This is a genomic window from Pseudomonas putida S13.1.2, from assembly GCF_000498395.2.
Classification (GTDB): Bacteria; Pseudomonadota; Gammaproteobacteria; order Pseudomonadales; family Pseudomonadaceae; genus Aquipseudomonas; species Aquipseudomonas putida_Q.
Window position 1 is genome coordinate 6,088,121 of record NZ_CP010979.1, and the last position, 23,738, is coordinate 6,111,858.

Genomic DNA, 23,738 nt, shown 5'->3' on the forward strand with positions numbered 1-23,738 from the left:
GCAAGCTGATGGGAGAGGACTGAATGAGCAATGACGGCGTCAACGCAGGCCGGCGCCGCTTCCTCGTAGCCGCGACATCCGTGGTCGGGGCAGCGGGAGCAGTGGGGGCTGCGGTACCGTTCGTGGGGTCATGGTTTCCCAGTGCCAAGGCGAAAGCCGCAGGTGCACCGGTGAAGGTCAATATCGCCAAGGTCGAGGCCGGGCAGCAGATGGTGGCCGAATGGCGTGGCCAGCCGGTATTCATCGTGCGGCGAACGCAGGAAATCCTCGGCAACCTGAAAAAAATCACGGGTGACTTGTCTGATCCCGAGTCCAAGGCCTCGGTGCAGCCAACCTACGTCGACCCTGAGGTTCGCTCGATCAAGCCGGAAATTCTCATTCTTGTCGGGCTGTGCACGCACCTGGGCTGCTCACCCACCTTCCGCCCGGAAGTTGCGCCTGCTGACCTTGGTCCGAAATGGGTGGGTGGCTACTTCTGCCCGTGCCACGGCTCCCACTACGACCTCGCCGGCCGTGTCTACAAGTCGCAGCCGGCACCTCTCAACCTGCCAGTGCCACCGCACTCTTACGAGTCGGACGATATCATCGTCATCGGCGTCGACCAGGAGAACGCATGATGAGCAAGTTCATGGACTGGATTGATGCTCGCTTCCCCGCCACGAAGATGTGGGAAGACCACCTGAGCAAGTATTACGCGCCCAAGAACTTCAACTTCCTGTACTTCTTCGGCTCCCTGGCATTGTTGGTACTGGTCAATCAGATCGTCACCGGTGTATGGCTGACCATGAGCTTTACGCCCTCGGCGGAAGAGGCGTTCGCTTCGGTCGAGTACATCATGCGTGACGTTGAGTACGGCTGGATCCTGCGCTACCTGCACTCCACCGGTGCGTCGGCGTTCTTCATCGTGGTCTACCTGCACATGTTCCGCGGCCTGCTCTACGGCTCCTACCAGAAGCCTCGCGAGCTGGTCTGGCTGTTCGGCATGCTGATCTACCTTGCGCTGATGGCCGAAGCCTTCATGGGCTACCTGCTGCCGTGGGGCCAGATGTCGTACTGGGGTGCCCAGGTGATCATCTCCCTGTTCGGTGCCATCCCGGTAATCGGTGACGACCTCACCCAGTGGATCCGTGGTGACTACCTGATTTCGGGCATCACCCTGAACCGCTTCTTTGCCCTGCATGTGGTCGCCCTGCCTATCGTGATTCTCGGCCTGGTTGTGCTGCACATTCTTGCGCTGCACGAAGTGGGTTCGAACAACCCCGATGGTGTCGACATCAAGAAGAAAAAGGACGAAAACGGTATTCCGCTGGACGGTATTCCGTTCCACCCGTACTACACCGTCAAGGATATCGTCGGGGTGGTGGTGTTCCTCTTCGTGTTCTGCGCCGTGGTGTTCTTCTTCCCGGAAATGGGCGGTTACTTCCTGGAGAAACCGAACTTCGAGCAGGCCAACGCCTTCAAGACACCTGAGCACATCGCGCCGGTGTGGTACTTCACACCGTTCTACGCAATCTTGCGGGCGGTGCCTGACAAGCTGATGGGCGTGATCGCCATGGGCGCGGCCATCGCCGTGCTGTTCGTACTGCCCTGGCTCGACCGCAGCCCGGTGCGTTCCATGCGTTACAAGGGCTGGATCAGCAAGGTTTTCCTGCTGGTGTTCTGCGTGTCCTTCGTCATCCTCGGCGTGCTGGGTGTTCTGGCGCCGACACCTGGGCGTACCTTGCTGTCGCAGGTGTGCACGGTGTTGTACTTCGCCTACTTCCTGCTGATGCCGTTCTACACAAGGCTCGAGAAGACCAAACCGGTTCCGGAAAGGGTGACTGGCTGATGAAAAAGTTGATTGCAGTATTTTTGCTGGCAGTGATGCCTGCGTTTTCCTTCGCTGCCGAACACGGCCTGGAGCTGGACAAGGCCGATATCGACCTGACCGACAAGGCGGCCATGCAGGATGGTGCGCGCACCTTTGCCAACTATTGCATGGGTTGCCACAGTGCCAAGTTTCAGCGTTACGAGCGGGTAGCCGACGACCTGGGCATCCCCCACGAGCTGATGCTCGAGAAGCTGGTATTCACCGGTGCCAAGATCGGTGACCACATGCAGATCGGCATGAAGCCCAGTGACGCCAAGACCTGGTTCGGTGCTGCGCCGCCCGACCTGACACTGGTCGCCCGTGTGCGGGGTACCGACTGGCTGTACACCTACCTGCGCAGCTTCTACGAGGACCCATCGCGGCCTTACGGGGTGAACAACAAGGTGTTCCCGAACGTCGGCATGCCTAACGTGCTGGTGGGCTTGCAGGGTAACCAGGTGATTGGCTGCAAGCAGGTGCAGACGGTAACCGATGGCAAGAAGCAATTCGACCCGTTGACCGGCAGCCCGATCACCCACGAAGCCTGTGACCAGCTGACCATCACGCCGAAATCCGGTACCCTGACCACCGAGCAGTTCGACGAGAAGGTCAAGAACCTGGTGACCTTCCTGGCCTATTCGGCCAACCCGGTCAAACTGGAAAGCCAGCGCATTGGTACCTACGTGTTGCTGTACCTGGCTTTCTTCTTCGTATTCGCCTATTTGCTCAAGCGTGAATACTGGAAGGACGTGCACTGATCACGCAGTAGTTTCTGGTTGTTGAACGCGCCTGGGGCGCCCTGGCAGTTTTGCCAGGGGGCCCCAGGCGCGTTTTCATTTACAGTTGCACAAGCATCCCGTGCGAGGAGCCGCTACATGGGCGCAACCAACAGGTTAGCCTGCTATTCCGATCCCGCTGATCACTATTCTCATCGGGTACGCCTTGTGCTGGCCGAGAAGGGTGTCAGCGTGCAGGTCATCGATGTCGACCCCAGTCGCCTGCCGGCCAAGCTGGCCGAGGTAAACCCTTACGGCAGTGTGCCGACCCTGGTCGACCGTGACCTGGCGTTGTATGAGTCGACCGTGGTGATGGAATACCTCGAGGAGCGTTACCCGCACCCGCCGCTGATGCCGGTGTACCCGGTTGCACGGGGTAACAGCCGTTTGCTGATGCACCGCATCCAGCGCGACTGGTGTGCCCTGGCCGACACCGTGCTGGACTCGCGCAGCACCGAGGCCGCCCGTGTCGAGGCACGCAAGGCCCTGCGCGAAAGCCTCACCGGCGTCTCGCCATTGTTCGGTGAGTACGCCTGTTTCATGAGTGAGGATCAAAGCCTGGTCGATTGTTGTCTATTGCCCATACTCTGGCGCTTGCCAGTGTTGGGTATCGAATTGCCGCGGCAAGCCAAGCCGCTGCTGGATTACATGGAGCGGCAGTTCGCTCGGGAGCCTTTCCTGGCGAGCCTGTCCTCCGTAGAACGTGAAATGCGCAAGCTTTAAGGAGCTGTTGATGAACTCCAGTCGCCCCTATCTGGTTCGAGCACTGTATGAGTGGATCGTCGACAACGATTGCACGCCCCATATGCTGGTCAATGCCGAATACCCGAAAGTCCAGGTGCCGGATGGTTTCGCCAGTGATGGCCAGATCGTCTTGAATATCTCGCCAAGTGCCGTGCGCAGCCTGCACATGGATAACGACGCGGTCAGCTTCGAGGGCCGCTTCAGTGGCGTGGCCCATTCGCTGTTCGTGCCGGTTGGCGCCATCCTGGGCATCTATGCCCGTGAAAATGGCCAAGGCATGGTCTTCGAGCTGGAGTCGCCGATGGATGGCGACGAGCTGGAAGAGGATGATGTGCAGCCGGACGATGATGGCCCGCCAGAAGGGGGTGGCCAGCCGCCGCGCCCAACTGGCCGACCAAGCCTGAAAGTGGTCAAGTAACGAAAAAGGCGATCCAACCGGATCGCCTTTTTCTTTGCCGCCAAGGGCGTGTTACAGGTCGCTGATGGTGCGCACCTGGTCCTTGTTGATGCGGGTGCGCTTGCCGTCGAGTTGCTGGAACTCGTAGAAGCCGGCATTACGGTCAAACTTGGGCGCGTCGACAGCCTGGATTTCACGGCCATCGTTGAGGGTGATCAGGCTTGGGGTGGAGCAGCCGGCCAGGGTGGCGAAGGTGCCGAGCAGCAGGGCAGGCAGCAGAAGCTTAGACATGCGGTGTTTCCTGGGTTTCTGAAAGGTGGGGCATTGTTGTTGCTTGTACTGGCCCTTTCGCGGGTAGACCCGCTCCCACAGGAATGCACAAGGCTTGAAAGCTGTGGGATCCCTGTGGGAGCGGGTTCACCCGCGAAGAGGCCGGTGCAGGCAGCAAAGAATCAGTCGATGTACTCGAACAGCTTGACGATCTTCTGCACGCCCGACACGCCCTGTACCACGGCGGTGGCCGAATTGGCCTCCTGTTGGGTTACCAGGCCGAGCAGGTAGACGATGCCGTTTTCGGTAATCACCTTGATGCGCGAGCTTGGCACGGCACTGTCACCCAGCATCTGGGTCTTGATCTTGGTGGTCAGCCAGGCGTCGTTGTTGCGTGCCAGGATGGAGGAGGGCTGCATCACCTGCAGCTCGTTGTGCACTTTCTTGACGCGCTGTACCTGGCTAGCGGTCTGCTCGGCAAGGCTCTTGAGGTCGGCGCGTGGGGTCTGGCCGGCCAGCAGGACGATGCCGTTGTAGCTGCTGACTACAATGTGCGAGCCCTTGTCCAGGTCAGGGCTGGCCTTGGAAATGTTCACCGAGGCCTTGGTTTCGATCAGCGAATCGTCGATCTTGCTGCCAATGGTGCGCGTACCGCGATCGTCTTCGATCGGCGAATTGCGGGTAGAGGTGAGTACCGAGCTGCAACCAGTGACGCTCAGGCACAGGGTCAGGGCCATCAGGCCGAGGCGCATAGGGGTCATTCTTCACTCCCGAACAGTTGGCTGTCGATCAGATCGCACAGGCAGTGGATCGCCAGCAGGTGGACTTCCTGGATGCGTGCGGTAACCGTCGAAGGGACGCGGATTTCCACGTCTTCGGGCAGCAGCAGCGAAGCCATGCCGCCGCCGTCGCGGCCAGTCAATGCTACGACAATCATTTCGCGGTCATGTGCGGCCTGGATCGCCTGGATCACGTTGGCCGAATTGCCGCTGGTGGAGATTGCCAGCAGAACGTCGCCGGGCTGGCCCAGGGCGCGAATCTGCTTGGAAAAGACTTCGTTGTAGCTGTAGTCGTTGGCGATCGAGGTCAGGGTCGAGCTGTCGGTGGTCAGCGCGATGGCTGGCAGGCTCGGGCGCTCACGCTCGAAACGGTTGAGCAGTTCCGACGAAAAGTGCTGGGCATCACCGGCCGAGCCGCCGTTGCCACAGGCGAGCATCTTGCCCTCGTTGAGCAGCGCATTGACCATGACCAGGCTGGCCTGCTCGATGTGCGGTGCCAGGATGTCCATTGCCTGTTGCTTGGTATCGATGCTGGCCTGGAACAGCCGGCGAATTCGGGATTGCATGTCCATCTGGTGACCTTAAGTGGGGCGGTGGCCTTTGCTGCGCGCATCAACGACCAGCCCGCGAAACATAGAGCAAAAAAAACGAAGTGGGTTCAGCATTCGAAGGCGTTTTTCAGCCATTGAAGCGGTCTGCCTGCATGGTGGCTGCCCTGCAGGGCGACTACGTCGAAGCGGCAGGGGTGGTTGCCCCAGTGGGGCGCCTTCTGCAGGTACAGGCTGGCGGCGAGCACCAGCCGTTTCTGCTTGCGCCCGTCGATGCTTTCGAGGGCGCCACCGAAGCACGCGTGCAACCGGTAGCGGACTTCGACGAATACTACTGTATCGGCGTCAAGCATGACCAGATCAAGCTCACCGCCTTTGCATCGCCAATTGCGCGCCAGTAGCTGCAGGCCCTGCCCTTGAAGGTACTCAAGGGCCTGGGTTTCTGCTGCTTGCCCGGCGCTGGTGGGCGACGCTGTCGGCATCAGCGCACGGTGTCAGGCAGGCGCTTGACCTGGCCGCCGGCAAACTCGGCCCATGGCAGCTGGCGTTCGATACGCTGGTTGGCGTTGATGCTCAGGCTGCCCGAAAGGCCCTGGACGCGGTTGTCCGGCAGCGCTTTCAGCTGGCCCAGGCGTGGTGCCAGGCTGTAGGCATCGACGCCCATGGCGTACAGGCGGCCAAGGCTGCCAGCGGCTTGCGGCCACTGCTGTACCACCTGCTGGCGCAGGCTGTTGCTGGTGTCGAGCAGCCACGGGGTTTCGCAGAAGCGGATGCCGTTCATGTCGTTGTACTGGTTGACGTCGCCGCTGGCGCTGTACAGGTTCGAGGTGGCATAGACCGGTACGTCACCGGCGTACTGGAAGTTCAGGGTCGGCTTGATCTGCTGGGCCTGTTGCGGGGTCGAGGCCAGGAAGATGAAATCGATATCCTGGCGACGCGACGGTTGTGCGGCGATGCTACCGCCTACCGTGCTTTGCAGGCTCTTGGCGCGGCCTTCGCTTTGGCGCAGCTGGAACAGGTCGGCGATTTGCTGGGCCAGGGCAACCGGCTGGGCGATGCGCTCGGCGGCGAGCAGGGTGCCGCCATTGCTTTCCCAGTCCTGGCGGAAGGCGGCCAACACGCGGTCACCCCATTCGCCACTCGGCACCAGGGCCACGGCGCGGACCATGCCATCGGCGCGGGCGCGGCGGGAGACTTCGCGCGCTTCGTCTTCGGCAGCCAGGCCGAACTGGAACAGCTGCGGCGGGGCCTTCTGACCGGCGTCGGCGTAGTTCAGGGCCAGCGTGGTGATTGGCAGTTGTGGTTTGGCGGCCAGTTGTTTGACCAGCGGCTTTTCAAGCGGGCCGATGACCAGTTGCACGCCGGCGGCCTGGGCCTGGCGATAGAAATCGTCGAGCGAGCCGATGCGCGAGCTGTCGAACACTTGCACCGCAGGCGCTGGCTGGCCAGCTTGCTGGGCCTGGAAGTGCGCGGCCATGAAACCGTCACGCAGGGCGCGGGCAACACCGGCCAGTGGGCCTTCCTGAGGCAGCAGCAGAGCGATCTTGGTCAGCGGCTGGCTGGCCAGCTCCTTGAGCTTGGTCAGTGCCTGCGGCAGTTGCTGGGCGGCAGGGTGGTCCGGGTGCTGTTTGACCCAGGTGTCGATGGCCGCTTGCTGCTGTTCCAGGGTGCCGGCGCTTTTCACGGCGAAGGCCAGGCTGGTCCAGCCGGCCAGGGTCTGGTCGTTGGCTGGCTGCTGCAGTTGTTCGGCCGGCAACGAGGCGACCAGGGCCCAGATGGCGTCACTGTTGGCGCTGGCAGCCTGGCCGCTGAGCAGCGGGGCCAGCAGCACGCGCTGTTGCGCGGCAGCCAGGGCCTGGCCGTCGGCTTCAAGGGCGGCGGCGTGCACGTTGTAGGTGCGCGCTTGCTGCTCTGCCGGCAGCTCGGCTACGCGTTGCAGGCTCGGGTGGGCCAGGGCGGTCAGTGCTGCCTTGGGCTGATTGCGGCTCATGGCCAGCTCGGCCGCGAGGGTGCTGGCGAACACTTGCTGGGCCGGCTTGAGCGTGTCCAGCGGGACTTGCTCAAGAATGCGTGCGGCGCGTGGGAAGTCCTTCTGCTTGTAGGCCAGGTCGGCCGCGCTCAGGCGCAGCAGGGCGGCATCTTCCGCTGACTTGCTGGAAGCGGCTTTTTCGAGCAGTTGCTCGATGCTGGCGTCCGGGGTGCGTGGCAGTTCGCCCAGGCTGGATGAGGGCGAGCTGGCGCAAGCTGCCAGCAGGGCAGCGAGGCAGAGGGCTGTGAGCAGCCGCAGGCAAGCGATCATGTAAAGGTCCTGTTACTCGATCAAGTTGGCCGGCAATTGTACCCAAGCACTGGCCGGGGCGCGATGTTGCTGTGCTGATCCTTCACTATAGGTGGCTTGCCGCTGATCGCTGGCGAAGTTCTTTGCGCCCTGTTGCAGGCGCTCGGGCTACAATGGCGCCTTTGATCCGAATGACAGGTGTGCGCAGTGACTGATGTGGCAGGGGCTTCGAAATCCACGGTGGGGACGCTGTATGTGGTGGCAACCCCCATCGGCAACCTCGACGACATGAGCGCCCGGGCGCTGAAGGTGCTGGCGGATGTGGCGCTGATCGCCGCCGAAGACACCCGTCATTCGATCCGCCTGCTGCAACACTTTGGCATCGACACACCGCTGGCGGCCTGTCATGAACACAACGAGCGTGATGAGGGCGGGCGTTTTCTCACCAAGCTGTTGGCCGGCGAGAATGTGGCGCTGGTTTCCGATGCCGGCACGCCGCTGATTTCCGACCCGGGCTACCACCTGGTGCGCCAGGCGCGGGCTGCGGGGGTGAGTGTGGTGCCGGTGCCGGGCGCCTGCGCCTTGATCGCCGCACTGTCGGCGGCCGGGTTGCCGTCGGACCGCTTCATTTTCGAAGGCTTCCTGCCGGCCAAGCAGGCAGGGCGCCGGGCGCGCCTCGAGCAGGTGAAGGAAGAGCCGCGCACGCTGATTTTCTATGAAGCCCCGCACCGCATCCTCGAATGCCTTGAAGACATGGAGCTGGTATTTGGTGGCGAACGCCCGGCACTGCTGGCACGTGAACTGACCAAGACCTTCGAGACCCTCAAGGGCCTGCCGCTGGCCGAGCTGCGGGCGTTCGTTGCCGGCGACAGCAACCAGCAGCGTGGTGAATGCGTGGTACTGGTGGGCGGCTGGAGCGCGCCGGAAGGCGAGCAGGCCATCAGTGCCGAGGCCCAGCGAGTGCTCGACCTGCTATTGGCCGAGTTGCCACTGAAGCGGGCGGCGGCGCTGGCGGCGGAAATTACCGGGGTGCGCAAGAACCTTTTGTATCAACTTGCCCTGGAAAAGCAGAAAGCCGAATAGTGGCAGTTTGATATAAATGCCGGTATTGCTTGTTCTTGTGCGCGCGTGCCGGTAACCTTGGCGGCGGAGAGTCGATCGGACAGTCGCTGCCTGTTTTTGTTCCGCAACTTTTTGTTGTGTGAACAGCAGGGGGAGGAAAGTCCGGGCTCCATAGGGCAGAGTGCCAGGTAACGCCTGGGAGGCGCGAGCCTACGGAAAGTGCCACAGAAAATAACCGCCTAAGCACTTCGGTGCCGGTAAGGGTGAAAAGGTGCGGTAAGAGCGCACCGCACGGCTGGCAACAGTTCGTGGCTAGGTAAACCCCACTCGGAGCAAGACCAAATAGGGTTCCATCAGGCGTGGCCCGCGTCGGAACCGGGTAGGTTGCTAGAGGCGTCCAGTGATGGCCGTCGTAGAGGAATGACTGTCCTCGACAAAACCCGGCTTACAGATCGACTCTCCACCTTTTCCTCCCCTGCTTGATTCGATAGCAGATCCTCTCTGGTAATACCGAAAAAATCTTAATCTTCATAAATCACTTTAACTTCGAACTCCATTTGCTTGCGTGGGTTTGATTTTTCTCGTGTTTTCTTCCCCTCGGTAATGCTTCCACATTCCCTTATCGCGCTAAATCTCGGTCCTGTAAGGCTTTTCCTTATGAACGTGCCTTGACGGTGCTGCGGGCGGATTCCTATAGTGTGCGCAAGTGGCAGAAAGTGGGATGAAGTGGGTTTTCTGGCACAAAAAAGCTAATATTGTGGGGAATCGCAGCCGTGTTCCGCGGAGCCAACGCCGTCAGCCTCGATGCCAAGGGACGTCTCGCCATGCCGAGCCGGTACCGTGACGAGCTGGATTCGCGTTGCAATGGCCAGCTGATCGTGACCATTGACGCCGTTGACCCCTGCTTGTGCGTATACCCCCTCGATGAGTGGGAACAGATAGAAGCCAAGTTGCGTGCCTTGCCATCGTTGCGTGAGGAAAACCGCCGTCTGCAGCGTTTGCTGATCGGTAATGCGGTTGACCTGGAGCTCGATGGCAGTGGGCGTTTCCTGGTGCCGCCCCGTCTGCGTGAGTACGCCAAGCTCGACAAGAAGGCGATGCTGGTGGGGCAACTGAACAAATTCCAGCTGTGGGATGAAGATGCCTGGAACACGGTTTCGGCAGCCGACCTCGCAGCTATTCAACAACCGGGCGCCATGCCCGACGAATTGCGTGACCTGATCCTGTGACCATAGATAGCGGCTTCAACCACATTACCGTCCTGCTCGACGAGGCTGTCGAGGCATTGGCCCTGCGCGCCGACGGTTGCTATCTGGACGGCACCTTCGGCCGTGGCGGACACAGCCGGCTGATTCTCAGCAAGCTCGGGCCGCAAGGGCGGCTGCTGGGCTTCGACAAAGATCCACAGGCGATTGCCACGGGGCAAGCGCTGGCGGCCGAAGACGGCCGCTTTGTCATTGTGCAGCGCAGCTTTGCCGAGCTGGGTGCGGAAGTGGCCGAGCGCGGCCTGCACGGAAAGGTCAGCGGTGTACTGCTGGACCTGGGCGTGTCCTCGCCGCAACTGGATGACCCCGAGCGTGGCTTCAGCTTCCTCAATGATGGCCCACTGGACATGCGCATGAACCCGGGCCAGGGCATCAGTGCCGCCGAGTTCATCGCCACGGCGCCTGTCGAAGAAATTGCCCGCGTCTTCAAGGAGTACGGTGAAGAGCGCTTCTCCGGCCGCATGGCCCGTGCCGTGGTCGAGCGCCGCGAAAAGGAGCCGTTCACCCGTACTGCCGACCTGGCGGAAGTGCTGAAGGTTGCCAACCCTGCCTGGGAAAAAGGCAAGAACCCGGCAACCCGTGCCTTCCAGGGCCTGCGGATCCATGTCAACAACGAGCTGGGTGACCTGGAGGCTGGCCTGGAGGCTGCACTGGATGCGCTTGAGGTCGGTGGCCGCCTGGCAGTGATCAGTTTCCACTCGCTTGAAGACCGCATCGTCAAGCTGTTCATGCGCAAGCTGGTCAAGGGCGAGGCCGACAACCTGCCACGCAACCTGCCGGTACAGCACAAGGCCTTCGAGCCGAAAATCAAGCTCATCGGCAAGGCCCAGTTCGCCTCCGAAGCCGAGCTCAAGGCCAACCCACGGTCGCGTAGCGCCGTGATGCGTGTGGCGGAGAAGCTGCGGTGAGCAGGCTACTTGCCAAGCCTTTGCCAGGCGGAAGCTTCCTGATGCTTCTGCTGTTTGTCGGCGTGCTGGTTTCGGCCGTCGCCGTGTCCTACAGCGCGCACTGGAACCGCCAGTTGCTCAACACCCTGTACGGCGAGTTGAACGAGCGTGACAAGGCCCAGGCGGAGTGGGGCCGGCTGATTCTCGAACAGAGCACCTGGACCGCCGCCAGCCGCATCGAAAACCTGGCTTCCGAGCAGTTGAAAATGCGCGTGCCTTCGGCTGACGAAGTGCGGATGGTGGCGCCATGATGAAGCTCGAAGGCGCACTGTACCCGTGGCGCTTCCGCGTGGTGATCGGCTTGCTGGCAATCATGGTCGGCGCCATCTGCTGGCGCATCATCGACCTGCAGGTAGTCGACCGTGACTTCCTCAAAGGGCAGGGCGATGCGCGCAGCTTGCGCCACATCCCTATCCCTGCGCACCGTGGCCTGATCACCGACCGCAACGGTGAGCCATTGGCCGTGAGTACCCCGGTCACCACCCTGTGGGCCAACCCCAAGGAAATGCAGGCGTCCAAAGACCGCTGGCCACAGCTGGCTGCGGCGCTTGGGCAAAACCAGCAGCAACTGGTGGAGCGCCTGACCCAGCAGGCCAGCAAAGAGTTCATCTACCTTGTCCGCGGCCTTACCCCGGAACAGGGCCAGCACGTGCTCGACCTGAAAGTGCCAGGTGTGTACGGCCTGGAAGAATTCCGCCGCTTCTATCCGGCCGGTGATGTCACCGCGCACATGGTCGGCTTCACCGACCTCGACGACCACGGTCGCGAAGGGGTGGAGCTGGCCTATGACGAATGGCTGGCCGGCGTGCCCGGCAAGCGCCAGGTGATCAAGGACCGGCGCGGCCGGCTGATCAAGGACATCCAGGTAACCAAGAACGCCAAGGCCGGCAAGACCTTGGCGTTGTCGATAGACCTGCGCCTGCAGTACCTGGCTACCCGCGAACTGCGCAACGCCATTGCCGAGCAGGACGCCAAGGCCGGCAGCCTGGTGATCATGGACGTCAAGACCGGTGAAGTTCTGGCCATGGTCAACCAGCCAACCTACAACCCGAACAACCGCCGCAGCATGTTCCCGGCAGCGATGCGCAACCGGGCGATCATCGATGTGTTCGAACCGGGTTCCACGGTCAAGCCGATTTCCATGAGTGCGGCATTGCAGAGCGGCCGTTGGAAGCCGACCGACAAGGTCGAGGTGTACCCGGGCAGCCTGCAGATCGGCCGCTACACCATCAAGGATGTGTCGCGCAGCGAGGGCCCGATCCTCGACCTGACCGGCATCCTGATCAACTCCAGTAACGTCGGCATGAGCAAGATCGCCTTCGACATCGGCGGCGAGGCCATCTACCGCGTCATGTCCCAGGTTGGCCTGGGCCAGTACACCGGCCTTGGCTTCCCGGGCGAGCGTGTCGGCAACCTGCCCAACCACCGCGAGTGGCGCAAGGCCGAAACCGCGACCCTTTCCTATGGCTATGGCTTGTCGGTGACCGCCCTGCAGCTGGTGCATGCCTACGCCGCGCTGGCCAACGACGGCAAGATGGTGCCGCTGTCGATCATCAAGGTCGACAAGGCGCCGGAAGCCGTGCAGGCCATTCCGAAAGAAACCGCCGAAACCGTCCAGGGCATGCTGCAGCAGGTGATTGAAGCGCCGCGCGGCGTGTTCCGTGCCCAGGTGCCGTTCTATCACGTGGCCGGCAAGTCCGGTACCGCGCGTAAAGCCACCGTGGGGTCCAAGGGTTACACCGAAAACGCCTACCGCTCGCTGTTCGCCGGCTTCGGGCCAATGAGCGACCCGCGCTACGCCATCGTCGTGGTCATCGACGAGCCGGGCAAGGGCGGTTACTTCGGTGGCCTGGTTTCGGCACCGGTATTCAGCAAGGTCATGTCCGGCACCCTGCGTTTGATGAACGTGCCGCCAGACAACCTGCCGCCACCGGCACCCGCCGCACAGTCGCAAGTCAATGCAGCAGCCGCCAAGGGAGGGCGTGGATGATGACAATGCCATTAAGCAAACTTTTCGCTCACGCCAGCCGCGACCCGCTGATCCGTGAACTGACCCTGGACAGCCGCAATGTACGCCCGGGCGATCTGTTCCTGGCCGTGCCGGGCGCCAAGGTCGATGGCCGCGAGCATATCGCCGATGCCTTGGCCCGGGGCGCTGCCGCCGTGGCCTATGAAGAGCAGGGCGCCAACGTGCTGCCGCTGACCGATGTGCCGCTGATTCCGGTAAAGGGCCTGATCGCCCAGCTGTCGGACATCGCCGGGCGCTTCTATGGCGAGCCCAGCCGCCAGCTGAATCTGGTGGGCGTGACCGGTACCAACGGCAAGACCAGCGTTACCCAATTGGTGGCCCAGGCGCTTGATGTGCTCGGCCAGCGGTGCGGCCTTATTGGCACTTTGGGTACCGGCTTTTACGGTGACCTGCAAAGTGGTCGGCTGACCACGCCAGACCCGATTGCCGTACAGTCGACCCTTTACGACCTGAAAAAGCAGGGCGCCAAGGCCGTGGCCATGGAGGTCTCCTCCCATGCCCTGGAGCAAGGGCGTGTCGCCGCGTTGGCGTTCGACATCGCGGTCATGACCAACCTGTCCCGTGATCACCTGGATTACCACGGCAGCATGCAGGCCTATGAGGCGGCCAAGGCCAAGCTGTTCGCCTGGCCGAACCTGCGTTGCCAGGTGGTCAACCTGGATGACGACTTTGGTCGTCGCCTGGCCGAAGACTTTGCTCGCCGCCCGAGTGTCGACCTTGTCGAGACCCGGCTGCTCAGCTACAGCCTGGAAAACCCCGATGCATCGCTGTTCTGCCGCGAAGCCGTGTTCAGTGACGATGGCGTGCGCGCCACGCTGGTCACCGCCCAGGGTGAGCGCACCCTGCGCAGCCAGCTGCTGGGCCGCTTCAACCTGAGCAACATGCTGGCGGCGGTGGCAACCCTGCTGGCGCTGGATTACGCGCTGGACGAAATCCTGGAGGTCACCCCGCGCCTGCAAGGGCCGGTAGGCCGCATGCAGCGCCTGGGTGGCGGCCACAAGCCGCTGGTGGTGGTCGACTACGCGCACACCCCGGACGCCCTGGAAAAAGTGCTTGAAGCCCTGCGCCCACATGCCCACGGCAACCTGTTGTGCCTGTTCGGCTGCGGCGGCGACCGTGACCGCGGCAAGCGCCCTTTGATGGCCGAAGTGGCCGAGCGCCTGGCTGACCGCGTGTTGGTCACCGACGACAACCCGCGCACGGAAGACCCGCTGCGCATCTTCGACGACATCCGCCCCGGTTTCACCAGGCCTGGCGACGTCGAGTTCGTCGCCGGCCGTGGCGAAGCCATTGCGCACCTGATCGCCTCAGCCGCTGCCAACGACGTGATCGTGCTGGCCGGCAAGGGGCATGAGGATTACCAGGAGATCAATGGCGAGCGCCATGACTTCTCCGACCTGATCGAAGCCGAGAAGGCCCTTGCAGCCTGGGAGGCTCCACATGCTTAAGCCGATGACGCTCAGCCAGCTGACCACAGCACTGAGCGGTCAACAAGTCGGTGCCGACGCCACATTCACCGGTGTCAGCATCGACAGCCGCAGTGTCAGCGCCGGGGAACTGTTCGTCGCCTTGGCCGGCCCGCGTTTCGATGGCCATGACTACCTGGCTGATGTGAAAGCCAAAGGTGCAGTAGCCGCCCTGGTCGAGCGTGAAGTGGCCGGTGTCGACCTGCCGCAGCTGCTGGTCAAGGATTGCCGGATAGCACTGGGTCAACTCGGCGCCCTGAACCGCGCCGCTTTCGACAAGCCCGTTGTGGCCATTACCGGTTCCAGTGGCAAGACCACGGTCAAGGAGATGCTTGCCAGCATCCTGCGCACCCGGGGCCTGGTGCATGCCACTCGTGGCAACCTGAACAACGACCTCGGCGCGCCGCTGACCCTGCTGGAAATCGCCCCGGAGCACAGCGCCGCAGTGATCGAGCTGGGCGCTTCGCGTATTGGCGAGATCCGCTACACCGTAGGCCTGACCAAACCTCAGGTGGTCATCATCAATAACGCGGGTACCGCCCACGTTGGCGAATTCGGTGGCCCCGAAAAAATTGTCGAAGCCAAGGGCGAGATTCTCGAAGGCCTGGGCGAGGGCGGTGTCGCCATTCTCAACCTGGCCGACAAGGCGTTCGATATCTGGCGCAAGCGTGCCGGCAACCACCGCATCTTCACCTTTGCACTGGATAACCCGCAGGCTGATTTCCATGCCAGCGACATCGGTCGCGACGCACGGGGCTGCCCGTCGTTCACCCTGCACGGGCCTGATGGCAGCGTGCCGGTTCAGCTGAACCTTCTGGGTACCCATAACGTCAGCAACGCCCTGGCTGCCGCCGCCGCTGCCCATGCCGTTGGTCTGAGCCTGAGCGGCATTGCTGCTGGCCTGGCTGCGGTGCAGCCGGTCAAGGGCCGCACCGTGGCCCAGGTCGCGCCAAATGGTGTGCGGGTGATCGACGATAGTTACAACGCAAATCCCACCTCCATGTGCGCGGCCATTGATATACTCGCCGGCTTTTCCGGACGCACCGTCCTGGTGCTTGGGGATATCGGCGAATTGGGGCAATGGGCGCAAGAAGGCCACCGTCAGGTGGGTGACTACGCGCGTGGCAAGGTCGACGCCCTGTACGCAGTAGGTTCCAACATGACGTATGCGGTCAGGGCGTTCGGCGCCGATGGCCGTCATTTCGCTACTCAAGCTGAGCTGATCGACGCGGTTAGCGCCGAAAATGCCAGCGACACCACTATCTTGATCAAGGGCTCGCGCAGCGCTGCGATGGAAAACGTCGTGGCGGCTTTGTGCGGTGCCAGCGGGGAGAAACATTAATGCTGCTGCTGTTGGCCGAGTATCTGCAACAGTTCCACAAGGGCTTCGCGGTCTTCCAGTACCTGTCCCTGCGCGGGATTCTTGGTGTACTGACCGCGTTGTCGCTGGCGCTGTGGCTGGGGCCGTGGATGATCCGTACCCTGCAAATTCGCCAGATCGGCCAGGCCGTGCGTAACGACGGCCCGCAATCGCACCTGTCCAAGTCGGGCACCCCGACCATGGGTGGCGCACTGATCCTTTCGGCCATCGCCATCAGCACCCTGCTATGGGCTGATCTGTCCAACCGCTACGTGTGGGTGGTGCTGATCGTTACCCTGGCATTCGGCGCGATCGGCTGGGTTGACGACTACCGCAAGGTGATCGAAAAGAACTCACGTGGCCTGCCAAGCCGCTGGAAGTACTTCTGGCAGTCGGTGTTTGGCCTGGCTGCGGCCGTGTTCCTGTACAAGACCGCGCCGACCAGCGTCGAGACCACGCTGATCCTGCCGTTCATCAAGGATGTCACCATCCCGCTGGGCGTCGGCTTCGTCGTATTGACCTACTTCGTCATCGTCGGCTCCAGCAACGCGGTCAACCTTACCGATGGCCTCGACGGCCTGGCAATCATGCCGACGGTGATGGTCGGCGGCGCCCTGGGCATCTTCTGCTACCTGTCGGGTAACGTGAAGTTCGCCGAATACCTGCTGATCCCTTACGTACCTGGCTCGGGCGAGCTGATCGTGTTCTGCGGCGCGCTGATCGGTGCCGGCCTGGGCTTCCTGTGGTTCAACACCTACCCGGCACAAGTCTTCATGGGTGACGTCGGCGCGCTGGCACTGGGCGCCGCGCTGGGCACCATCGCCGTGATCGTCCGCCAGGAAATCGTGCTGTTCATCATGGGCGGCATCTTCGTGGTGGAAACCCTGTCGGTGGTGATCCAGGTCGCCTCCTTCAAGCTGACCGGCAAACGCGTGTTCCGCATGGCGCCGATCCACCACCACTTTGAACTCAAGGGCTGGCCAGAGCCACGGGTGATCGTCCGCTTCTGGATTATCACCGTGATTCTGGTGCTGATTGGCCTTGCATCCCTGAAACTGAGGTAGATGAGTGTGTCTTTGATCGCTTCCGACCAATTCCGCATCGTTGTCGGCCTCGGCAAGAGCGGCATGTCCCTGGTTCGCTTCCTGGCGAGCCGGGGCATTGCCTTTGCGGTCGCCGACACCCGCGAGCAACCGCCGGAACTGGACACCCTGCGCCGTGATTACCCGCAGGTGGAAGTGCGCTGTGGTGAACTGGACGTGGACTTCCTGTGCCGCGCCAACGAGCTGTACGTGAGCCCCGGTCTGGCCTTGGCCACCCCGGCCCTGCAGCAGGCAGCCGCGCGTGGCGTGAAACTGTCCGGCGATATCGAGCTGTTCGCCCACCACGCCAAGGCACCGATCATTGCCATCAGCGGCTCCAACGCCAAGAGCACCGTCACCACCCTGGTTGGCGAAATGGCCGCCAAGGCCGGCAAGCGCGTGGCCGTGGGCGGCAACCTCGGTACCCCGGCGCTGGACTTGCTGGCTGATGATGTCGAGCTTTACGTGCTTGAGCTGTCCAGTTTCCAGTTGGAAACCACCGACCAGCTGAACGCCGAAGTGGCCACCGTGCTTAACATCAGCGAAGACCACATGGACCGCTACAGCGGCCTGCCGGCCTATCACCTGGCCAAACACCGGATTTTCCGCGGTGCCCGCCAGGTGGTGGTCAACCGCCAGGACGCCCTGAGCCGGCCACTGCCGGTGGAAGGCCGTCCATGCTGGACCTTCGGCCTCAACCAACCCGACTTCAAGGCCTTTGGCCTGCGTGAAGTGGACGGTGAAAAGTACCTGGCGTTCGAGTTCCAGGCGCTGATGCCGGCGCGCGAGCTGAAGGTTCGCGGTGCCCACAACCAGAGCAACGCCCTGGCGGCGCTGGCCCTGGGGCATGCCGCCGGGCTGCCGTTCGAGCCCATGCTCGAAGCCCTGCGCGAGTTCGGTGGCCTGGCCCACCGTTGCCAGTGGGTACGCGAGCGTAATGGCGTGAACTGGTATGACGACTCCAAGGCCACCAACGTCGGTGCTGCCCTGGCTGCCATCGAAGGCCTGGGTGCCGATATCGAAGGCAAGTTGGTGCTGATCGCTGGGGGCGACGGCAAAGGTGCCGAATTCACTGCGCTGCGCGAGCCAGTCAAGCGGTTCTGCCGCGCCGTGGTATTGCTTGGCCGTGATGCCGAGCGCCTGGCCGAAGCGTTGGGTGATGACGTGCCGCTGGTACGGGTCAAGACACTCGACGACGCCGTGCAGCAGTGTGCCGAACTGGCCCAGGCCGGCGATGCGGTGCTGCTGTCGCCGGCGTGCGCCAGCCTCGACATGTTCAAGAACTTTGAAGAGCGCGGGCGCCTGTTTGCCCAGGCAGCGGGAGGTCTTGCATGATCTTCGGCATCTTCAAGCCCTACCCGTCGCCGCTGATCAGCGGTCGTGGCATCGACCTGGACTTCCCGATGCTCGCCGGCTGCCTGGCCTTGCTTGGCCTGGGCCTGGTGATGATCACCTCGGCGTCCTCGGAAGTGGCCGCGGTGCAGTCGGGCAACCCGCTTTACCACATGTTCCGCCACCTGGTTTACGTGTTCCTTGGCCTGGTTGCCTGCGGCGCGACCATGCTGGTGCCGATCGCCACCTGGCAGCGCATGGGCTTCATGATGCTGCTGGGTGCCTTCGGCCTGCTGGTGCTGGTGCTGGTGCCGGGTATCGGCCGCGAAGTGAACGGCTCCATGCGCTGGATCGGCTTCAGCTTCTTCAACGTCCAGCCTTCGGAAATCGCCAAGGTGTTCGTGGTCGTCTACCTGGCGGGTTACCTGGTACGCCGGCAGACCGAAGTGCGCGAAACCTGGATGGGCTTCTTCAAGCCGTTCATCGTGCTGCTGCCCATGGCCGCCCTGCTGCTGATGGAGCCGGACTTCGGCGCCACCGTTGTGATGATGGGCGCGGCGGCGGCCATGCTGTTCCTCGGCGGGGTGGGGCTGTTCCGCTTCAGCCTCATGGTGGTGTTGGCGGTACTGGCGGTGTTTGTGCTGGTACAGGCGCAGCCCTACCGGATGGCGCGGCTTATCACCTTCACCGACCCGTGGTCGGACCAGTTCGGCTCTGGCTACCAGCTGACCCAGGCATTGATCGCCTTCGGCCGTGGCGAGTGGCTGGGTGTTGGCCTGGGCAACAGCGTGCAGAAGCAGTTCTACCTGCCCGAAGCGCACACTGACTTCGTGTTCTCGGTACTGGCCGAAGAACTGGGCGTGGTTGGCTCGCTGCTGACCATTGCACTGTTCGTGTTCGTGACTGTGCGTGCCCTGTACATCGGCCTGTGGGCCGAAAAAGCCAAGCAGTTCTTTGCCGCCTATGTGGCCTTCGGCCTGGCGTTCCTGTGGATCGGCCAGTTCCTGATCAACATCGGGGTGAACGTCGGCCTGCTGCCAACCAAGGGCCTGACCCTGCCGTTCCTTAGCTACGGGGGCAGTTCGCTGGTGATCTGCTGCGCCTGCGTGGGCCTGTTGCTGCGTATCGAGTGGGAGAGCCGCACGCATCTGGGTAGCGAGGAACATGAGTTCAGCGAAAGCGATTTTGCCGAGGAGACCAGTCATGGCCGCTGACGGCAAGAACATACTGATCATGGCGGGCGGCACCGGGGGCCACGTATTCCCGGCCCTGGCCTGCGCCCGTGAGTTCCAGGCGCGTGGTTTTACCGTGCACTGGCTGGGCACCCCGCGTGGCATCGAGAACGAGCTGGTGCCCCAGGCTGGCCTGCCACTGCACCTGATCCAGGTCAGCGGCCTGCGCGGCAAAGGCAAGCTGTCGCTGCTCAAGGCGCCGTTCACCCTGGTCAAGGCCGTGCTGCAGGCGCGACGCATCATTCGCCAGCTCAAACCGGTATGCGTACTGGGCTTTGGCGGCTACGTGACCGGCCCTGGCGGTGTGGCTGCGCGGCTGTGCGGCGTGCCGCTGGTGATCCATGAGCAGAACGCCCGTGCCGGTACCGCCAATCGGTTGCTGGTGCCACTGTCTGCGCGGGTCTGCGAAGCTTTCCCGAACACCTTCGAGGCGAGCGACAAGCGTCGTACCACCGGCAACCCCGTACGCCCGGAGCTGTTCATGGATGCACAACGCGCGCCCCTGGCCCAGCGCCGTGCGCGCCTGCTGGTGCTCGGTGGCAGCCTGGGTGCGGAACCATTGAACAAATTGTTGCCTAAGGCCCTGTCCGAAGTCCCTGCCGCGCTGCGGCCCGAGGTGTTCCACCAGGCCGGCAAGCAACACGCGCCAATCACCGCCGAGCGTTATCACGAGGTGGGCGTCGAGGCTCAGGTAGAGCCCTTCATCAAGGACATGGCCCAGGCCTATGGCTGGGCCGACATGGTGGTATGCCGGGCGGGTGCCCTGACCGTCAGCGAGCTGGCGGCAGCGGGCCTGCCTTCGCTGCTGGTGCCTTTGCCCCACGCCATCGACGACCACCAGACCCACAATGCCCAATATCTGGCCCGCGAAGGCGCTGCCTTCCTGATGCCACAAGCGACAACTGGCGCAGCGCAGCTCGCTGAACGCCTGAACGAGGTGCTGATGCAACCCGAGAAACTCAACGTCATGGCAGGCACCGCACGGCGCCTGGCCAAACCTGCTGCAACCAGCACCGTGGTCGATATCTGCCTGGAGGTGGCCCATGGTTGAGAGCCAGAAAGCCATGCCCCAGCCCAAGATGGGCCGTATCCGCCGTATTCACTTCGTCGGGATCGGCGGCGTGGGCATGTGCGGCATTGCCGAAGTGTTGCTGAACCTGGGCTATGAAGTGTCCGGTTCGGACCTGAAAGCCTCGCCGGTGACCGAGCGCCTGGAATCGTTCGGCGCCGAGATCTTCGTCGGCCACCGCGCCGAGAACGCCGCAACCGCTGACGTGCTGGTCGTGTCCAGTGCCATCAACCCGGCCAACCCGGAAGTGGCTACCGCCCTTGAGCGGCGGATTCCGGTGGTGCCGCGTGCCGAGATGCTCGCCGAGCTGATGCGCTACCGTCATGGCGTGGCCGTTGCCGGTACCCACGGCAAGACCACCACCACCAGCCTGCTGGCTTCGGTGTTTGCCGCCGGTGGCCTGGACCCGACCTTCGTCATCGGTGGCCGTCTGACTGCTGCCGGTACCAATGCCCAGCTGGGCACCAGCCGCTACCTGATCGCCGAAGCGGACGAGAGCGACGCCAGCTTCCTGCACCTGCAGCCAATGGTGGCCGTGGTCACCAATATCGACGCCGACCACATGGCGACCTACGAAGGTGACTTCAACAAGCTGAAGAAAACCTTCGTCGAGTTCCTGCACAACCTGCCGTTCTACGGCCTGGCCGTGATGTGCCTGGACGACCCGGTGGTGCGCGAGATCCTGCCGCAGGTGAAACGCCCGACCGTGACCTATGGCTTCAGCGAAGAGGCCGACATCCGCGCCATCAACGTGCGCCAGCAGGGCATGCAGACCCACTTCACCGTGCTGCGCCGTGACTGCGAGCCGCTGGAGGTGTCGGTGAACATGCCCGGTAACCACAACGTGCTCAACGCCCTGGCCACCATTGCCATCGCCACTGACGAAGGCATCACTGACGAGGCCATCGTCCAGGGCCTGTCGGGCTTCCAGGGTGTTGGCCGACGCTTCCAGGTGTACGGCGAACTGCCGGTCGAAGGCGGCAGCGTGATGCTGGTCGACGACTACGGCCACCACCCGACCGAAGTGGCTGCGGTGATCAAGGCCGTGCGCGGTGGCTGGCCTAGCCGTCGCCTGGTGATCGTCTACCAGCCGCACCGCTACAGCCGCACCCGCGACCTGTACGACGATTTTGTCCAGGTGCTGGGCGATGCCAACGTGCTGCTGCTGATGGAAGTCTACCCGGCTGGCGAAGAGCCGATCCCCGGTGCCGACAGCCGTCAGCTGTGCCACAGCATCCGCCAGCGCGGCAAACTGGACCCGATCTACATCGAGCGCGGCGCCGAGCTGGCGCCGCTGGTCAAGCCACTGCTGCGCGCTGGCGACATCCTGATCTGCCAGGGTGCCGGTGATGTCGGTGGCCTGGCCCCGCAGTTGATGAAAAGCCCGCTGTTCGCAGGCGCCAAGCAGGAGAAGTCGAAATGACCAGCGCCTACGAAAAGTTGCACTCGACCCTGGACGTCAAGGCGTTCGGCCGTGTCGCCGTGCTGTACGGTGGCAAGAGCGCCGAGCGTGAAGTGTCGCTGAAGTCCGGCGCTGCGGTGATCGACGCGCTGACCACTGCCGGCGTCGACGTAGTCGCTATCGACGTGGGAGATGACCTGCTCGAGCGCCTGCAAAGCGAGAAGATCGACCGTGCGTTCATCATCCTGCACGGCCGTGGCGGTGAAGATGGCAGCATGCAAGGCCTTCTGGAATGCCTGGGCATCCCCTACACCGGCAGTGGCATCCTTGCCTCGGCGCTGGCCATGGACAAGCTGCGTACCAAGCAGGTATGGCAGAGCCTGGGCATTCCGACCCCGCGCCACGCGGTATTGGCGAGCGAAAACGATTGTTTGTTGGCCAGTACGGAACTGGGCTTCCCGCTTATCGTCAAACCCGCCCATGAAGGCTCTAGCATCGGCATGGCCAAGGTGAACAGCGCCCAGGAACTGGTCGCCGCCTGGCAGGACGCCGCCAAATACGATTCCCAGGTACTGGTGGAGCAGTGGATCCACGGCCCGGAGTTCACCATCGCGGTCTTGCGCGGCCAGGTGCTGCCGCCGATCGCCCTGGGTACGCCGCACGTGTTCTACGACTACGACGCCAAGTACATCGCCAACGATACCCAGTACCGCATCCCGTGCGGCCTGGATAGCGTCAAGGAACAGGAACTGATCGACCTGACCGCACGCGCCTGTGATGCCATCGGCATCGAAGGCTGGGGGCGGCTGGACGTGATGCAGGACGAGCAGGGCCGGTTCTGGCTGCTCGAAGTCAACACCGCACCGGGCATGACTGATCATAGCCTGGTGCCAATGGCGGCCCGCGCGGCCGGCCTGGACTTCCAGCAACTGGTGCTGGCAATCCTGGCTGAAAGCGTGACGACCCGAGGTTAACAACCATGCAAGGCGCGATGATACGTCAGCAGCAACCCGTTACCGGCCGTAGCAAGCCGGTGCCGCGTGGTGCCAGCCGGCTGGTGGCCGACGAGCCCGTATCGGCGCGCCTGCCGCGGCCAAGCCTGGGAGGCCTCAAGCGCCTTCTGTGGCCGGTGCTGCTGGTGGCGGCCGGCTTTGGTGCCTACGAGGGCGCCATTCGCCTGATGCCCTATGCCGACCGGCCGATCACCAAGATCGACGTGCAGGGCGACCTCAGCTACATCAGCCAGCAGTCGGTACAGCAGCGCATCGCCCCCTACGTGGCGGCGAGTTTCTTCAGCGTCGACCTGCCGGCGATGCGCGCGGAGCTCGAGCAGATGCCATGGATTGCCCACGCCGAAGTGCGCCGGGTGTGGCCTGACGAGGTGGTGATCCGCCTGGAAGAACAGCTGCCGGTGGCACGCTGGGGTGACGCAGCCCTGCTCAACAACCAGGGCCAGGCCTTCACACCGCGCGAACTGGCCAACTATGAGCACCTGCCGCAGCTGGCGGGGCCGCAGCGTGCTCAGCAACAAGTCATGCAGCAGTATCAGGTATTGAGCCAGATGCTGCGCCCTCTGGGCTTTTCCATCGCTCGCCTGGAGCTGCGCGAGCGAGGCAGCTGGTTCCTGACTACCGGTGCGAGCAGCGCCGGGCCAGGTATCGAGCTGCTGTTGGGGCGCGACCATCTGGTGGAGAAGATGCGCCGTTTCATTGCCATTTACGACAAGACACTCAAAGACCAGATCACCACTATCGCCCGCATTGATCTGCGTTATTCCAACGGACTTGCCGTTGGTTGGCGGGAACCGATTGCACCGACGACGGCCCAACCCGCCGTTGCGAAGAATTAGAG

General features: G+C 63.0%; 24 protein-coding genes and 1 other RNA gene. 20 read left to right on the plus strand and 5 right to left on the minus strand.

Annotation, left to right across the window (positions count from 1 at the left end; genetic code table 11):
• Positions 1-23: 23 nt before the first annotated feature.
• The 5 genes from petA (at position 24) to N805_RS26925 (ending at position 3,787) form a co-directional block, all read left to right on the plus strand.
• Entirely contained in the window at positions 24-617 is a 594-nt protein-coding gene (petA, locus tag N805_RS26905; protein ID WP_026034460.1) for a ubiquinol-cytochrome c reductase iron-sulfur subunit, read from the plus strand.
• On the plus strand, positions 617-1,828 hold the full coding sequence (locus N805_RS26910; protein ID WP_010952438.1) for a cytochrome b: 1,212 nt from the start codon (positions 617-619) through the stop codon (positions 1,826-1,828). The genes petA and N805_RS26910 overlap by 1 nt, the downstream gene beginning before the upstream one ends.
• Complete coding sequence (locus N805_RS26915) at positions 1,828-2,607, plus strand: cytochrome c1 (protein ID WP_012274075.1); 780 nt, start codon at positions 1,828-1,830, stop codon at positions 2,605-2,607. The genes N805_RS26910 and N805_RS26915 overlap by 1 nt, the downstream gene beginning before the upstream one ends.
• A 117-nt stretch (positions 2,608-2,724) precedes the next feature.
• Positions 2,725-3,348 carry a glutathione S-transferase N-terminal domain-containing protein gene (locus tag N805_RS26920; protein ID WP_016498035.1) on the plus strand — a complete coding sequence of 208 codons (624 nt, stop codon included), beginning with the start codon at positions 2,725-2,727 and terminating at the stop codon, positions 3,346-3,348.
• Positions 3,349-3,358: 10 nt separating this feature from the next.
• The gene (locus N805_RS26925) at positions 3,359-3,787 is read left to right on the plus strand and encodes a ClpXP protease specificity-enhancing factor (protein ID WP_019471504.1); all 429 of its coding nucleotides are present in this window, start codon (positions 3,359-3,361) and stop codon (positions 3,785-3,787) included.
• A gap of 51 nt (positions 3,788-3,838) precedes the next feature.
• Here the strand turns inward: N805_RS26925 and N805_RS26930 are convergent, their stop codons facing one another.
• The 5 genes from N805_RS26930 to N805_RS26950 all read right to left on the minus strand — a co-directional run bounded on the left by N805_RS26930 (position 3,839) and on the right by N805_RS26950 (position 7,662).
• Positions 3,839-4,057, minus strand: a complete 219-nt coding sequence (locus tag N805_RS26930; protein WP_019471505.1) for a YgdI/YgdR family lipoprotein — start codon at positions 4,055-4,057, stop codon at positions 3,839-3,841.
• 161 nt (positions 4,058-4,218) lie between these two features.
• Complete coding sequence (locus tag N805_RS26935; protein ID WP_016488975.1) at positions 4,219-4,797, minus strand: BON domain-containing protein; 579 nt, start codon at positions 4,795-4,797, stop codon at positions 4,219-4,221.
• On the minus strand, positions 4,794-5,387 hold the full coding sequence (locus N805_RS26940) for a phosphoheptose isomerase (RefSeq protein ID WP_012274070.1): 594 nt from the start codon (positions 5,385-5,387) through the stop codon (positions 4,794-4,796). Before N805_RS26940 ends, N805_RS26935 begins: the two co-directional genes overlap by 4 nt.
• Before the next feature lie 86 nt (positions 5,388-5,473).
• Entirely contained in the window at positions 5,474-5,845 is a 372-nt protein-coding gene (locus N805_RS30335; RefSeq protein WP_019471506.1) for a YraN family protein, read from the minus strand.
• Positions 5,845-7,662 carry a penicillin-binding protein activator gene (locus N805_RS26950; protein WP_019471507.1) on the minus strand — a complete coding sequence of 606 codons (1,818 nt, stop codon included), beginning with the start codon at positions 7,660-7,662 and terminating at the stop codon, positions 5,845-5,847. Before N805_RS26950 ends, N805_RS30335 begins: the two co-directional genes overlap by 1 nt.
• A gap of 267 nt (positions 7,663-7,929) precedes the next feature.
• On the opposite strand from N805_RS26950, the gene rsmI reads away from it, so the two are divergent.
• The 15 genes from rsmI (at position 7,930) to N805_RS27020 (ending at position 23,736) form a co-directional block, all read left to right on the plus strand.
• On the plus strand, positions 7,930-8,724 hold the full coding sequence (gene rsmI, locus N805_RS26955) for a 16S rRNA (cytidine(1402)-2'-O)-methyltransferase (protein ID WP_229608674.1): 795 nt from the start codon (positions 7,930-7,932) through the stop codon (positions 8,722-8,724).
• Positions 8,725-8,791: 67 nt separating this feature from the next.
• Positions 8,792-9,167: RNase P RNA component class A (gene rnpB / locus N805_RS29445), an RNA gene on the plus strand.
• Between the two features lie 309 nt (positions 9,168-9,476).
• Positions 9,477-9,932, plus strand: a complete 456-nt coding sequence (gene mraZ / locus N805_RS26960; protein WP_019439042.1) for a division/cell wall cluster transcriptional repressor MraZ — start codon at positions 9,477-9,479, stop codon at positions 9,930-9,932.
• A complete protein-coding gene (rsmH, locus tag N805_RS26965) occupies positions 9,929-10,876 on the plus strand; it encodes a 16S rRNA (cytosine(1402)-N(4))-methyltransferase RsmH (RefSeq protein WP_019471508.1) in 948 nt (315 codons plus the stop codon). Before mraZ ends, rsmH begins: the two co-directional genes overlap by 4 nt.
• Positions 10,873-11,166: a cell division protein FtsL gene (gene ftsL / locus N805_RS26970; protein ID WP_019471509.1), complete on the plus strand. Its 294-nt coding sequence runs from the start codon at positions 10,873-10,875 to the stop codon at positions 11,164-11,166. The genes rsmH and ftsL overlap by 4 nt, the downstream gene beginning before the upstream one ends.
• Entirely contained in the window at positions 11,166-12,905 is a 1,740-nt protein-coding gene (locus N805_RS26975) for a peptidoglycan D,D-transpeptidase FtsI family protein (protein WP_177313758.1), read from the plus strand. Before ftsL ends, N805_RS26975 begins: the two co-directional genes overlap by 1 nt.
• On the plus strand, positions 12,902-14,392 hold the full coding sequence (locus N805_RS26980; protein ID WP_019471511.1) for a UDP-N-acetylmuramoyl-L-alanyl-D-glutamate--2,6-diaminopimelate ligase: 1,491 nt from the start codon (positions 12,902-12,904) through the stop codon (positions 14,390-14,392). Before N805_RS26975 ends, N805_RS26980 begins: the two co-directional genes overlap by 4 nt.
• Positions 14,385-15,752, plus strand: coding sequence for a UDP-N-acetylmuramoyl-tripeptide--D-alanyl-D-alanine ligase (locus N805_RS26985; protein WP_019471512.1), 1,368 nt, complete (start codon positions 14,385-14,387; stop codon positions 15,750-15,752). Before N805_RS26980 ends, N805_RS26985 begins: the two co-directional genes overlap by 8 nt.
• Complete coding sequence (gene mraY / locus N805_RS26990; protein WP_019471513.1) at positions 15,752-16,834, plus strand: phospho-N-acetylmuramoyl-pentapeptide-transferase; 1,083 nt, start codon at positions 15,752-15,754, stop codon at positions 16,832-16,834. Before N805_RS26985 ends, mraY begins: the two co-directional genes overlap by 1 nt.
• 6 nt (positions 16,835-16,840) lie before the next feature.
• Positions 16,841-18,187 (plus strand): UDP-N-acetylmuramoyl-L-alanine--D-glutamate ligase, encoded by a 1,347-nt coding sequence (gene murD / locus N805_RS26995; RefSeq protein WP_033692225.1) that lies wholly within the window; start codon positions 16,841-16,843, stop codon positions 18,185-18,187.
• A complete protein-coding gene (gene ftsW, locus N805_RS27000) occupies positions 18,184-19,398 on the plus strand; it encodes a putative lipid II flippase FtsW (RefSeq protein ID WP_016488963.1) in 1,215 nt (404 codons plus the stop codon). The genes murD and ftsW overlap by 4 nt, the downstream gene beginning before the upstream one ends.
• Positions 19,388-20,467, plus strand: coding sequence for an undecaprenyldiphospho-muramoylpentapeptide beta-N-acetylglucosaminyltransferase (gene murG / locus N805_RS27005; protein WP_019471515.1), 1,080 nt, complete (start codon positions 19,388-19,390; stop codon positions 20,465-20,467). Before ftsW ends, murG begins: the two co-directional genes overlap by 11 nt.
• A complete protein-coding gene (murC, locus tag N805_RS27010; protein ID WP_019471516.1) occupies positions 20,460-21,908 on the plus strand; it encodes a UDP-N-acetylmuramate--L-alanine ligase in 1,449 nt (482 codons plus the stop codon). The genes murG and murC overlap by 8 nt, the downstream gene beginning before the upstream one ends.
• Entirely contained in the window at positions 21,905-22,861 is a 957-nt protein-coding gene (locus N805_RS27015) for a D-alanine--D-alanine ligase (protein WP_019471517.1), read from the plus strand. The genes murC and N805_RS27015 overlap by 4 nt, the downstream gene beginning before the upstream one ends.
• 5 nt (positions 22,862-22,866) lie before the next feature.
• Complete coding sequence (locus N805_RS27020; protein ID WP_003251865.1) at positions 22,867-23,736, plus strand: cell division protein FtsQ/DivIB; 870 nt, start codon at positions 22,867-22,869, stop codon at positions 23,734-23,736.
• Positions 23,737-23,738 lie beyond the last annotated feature (2 nt).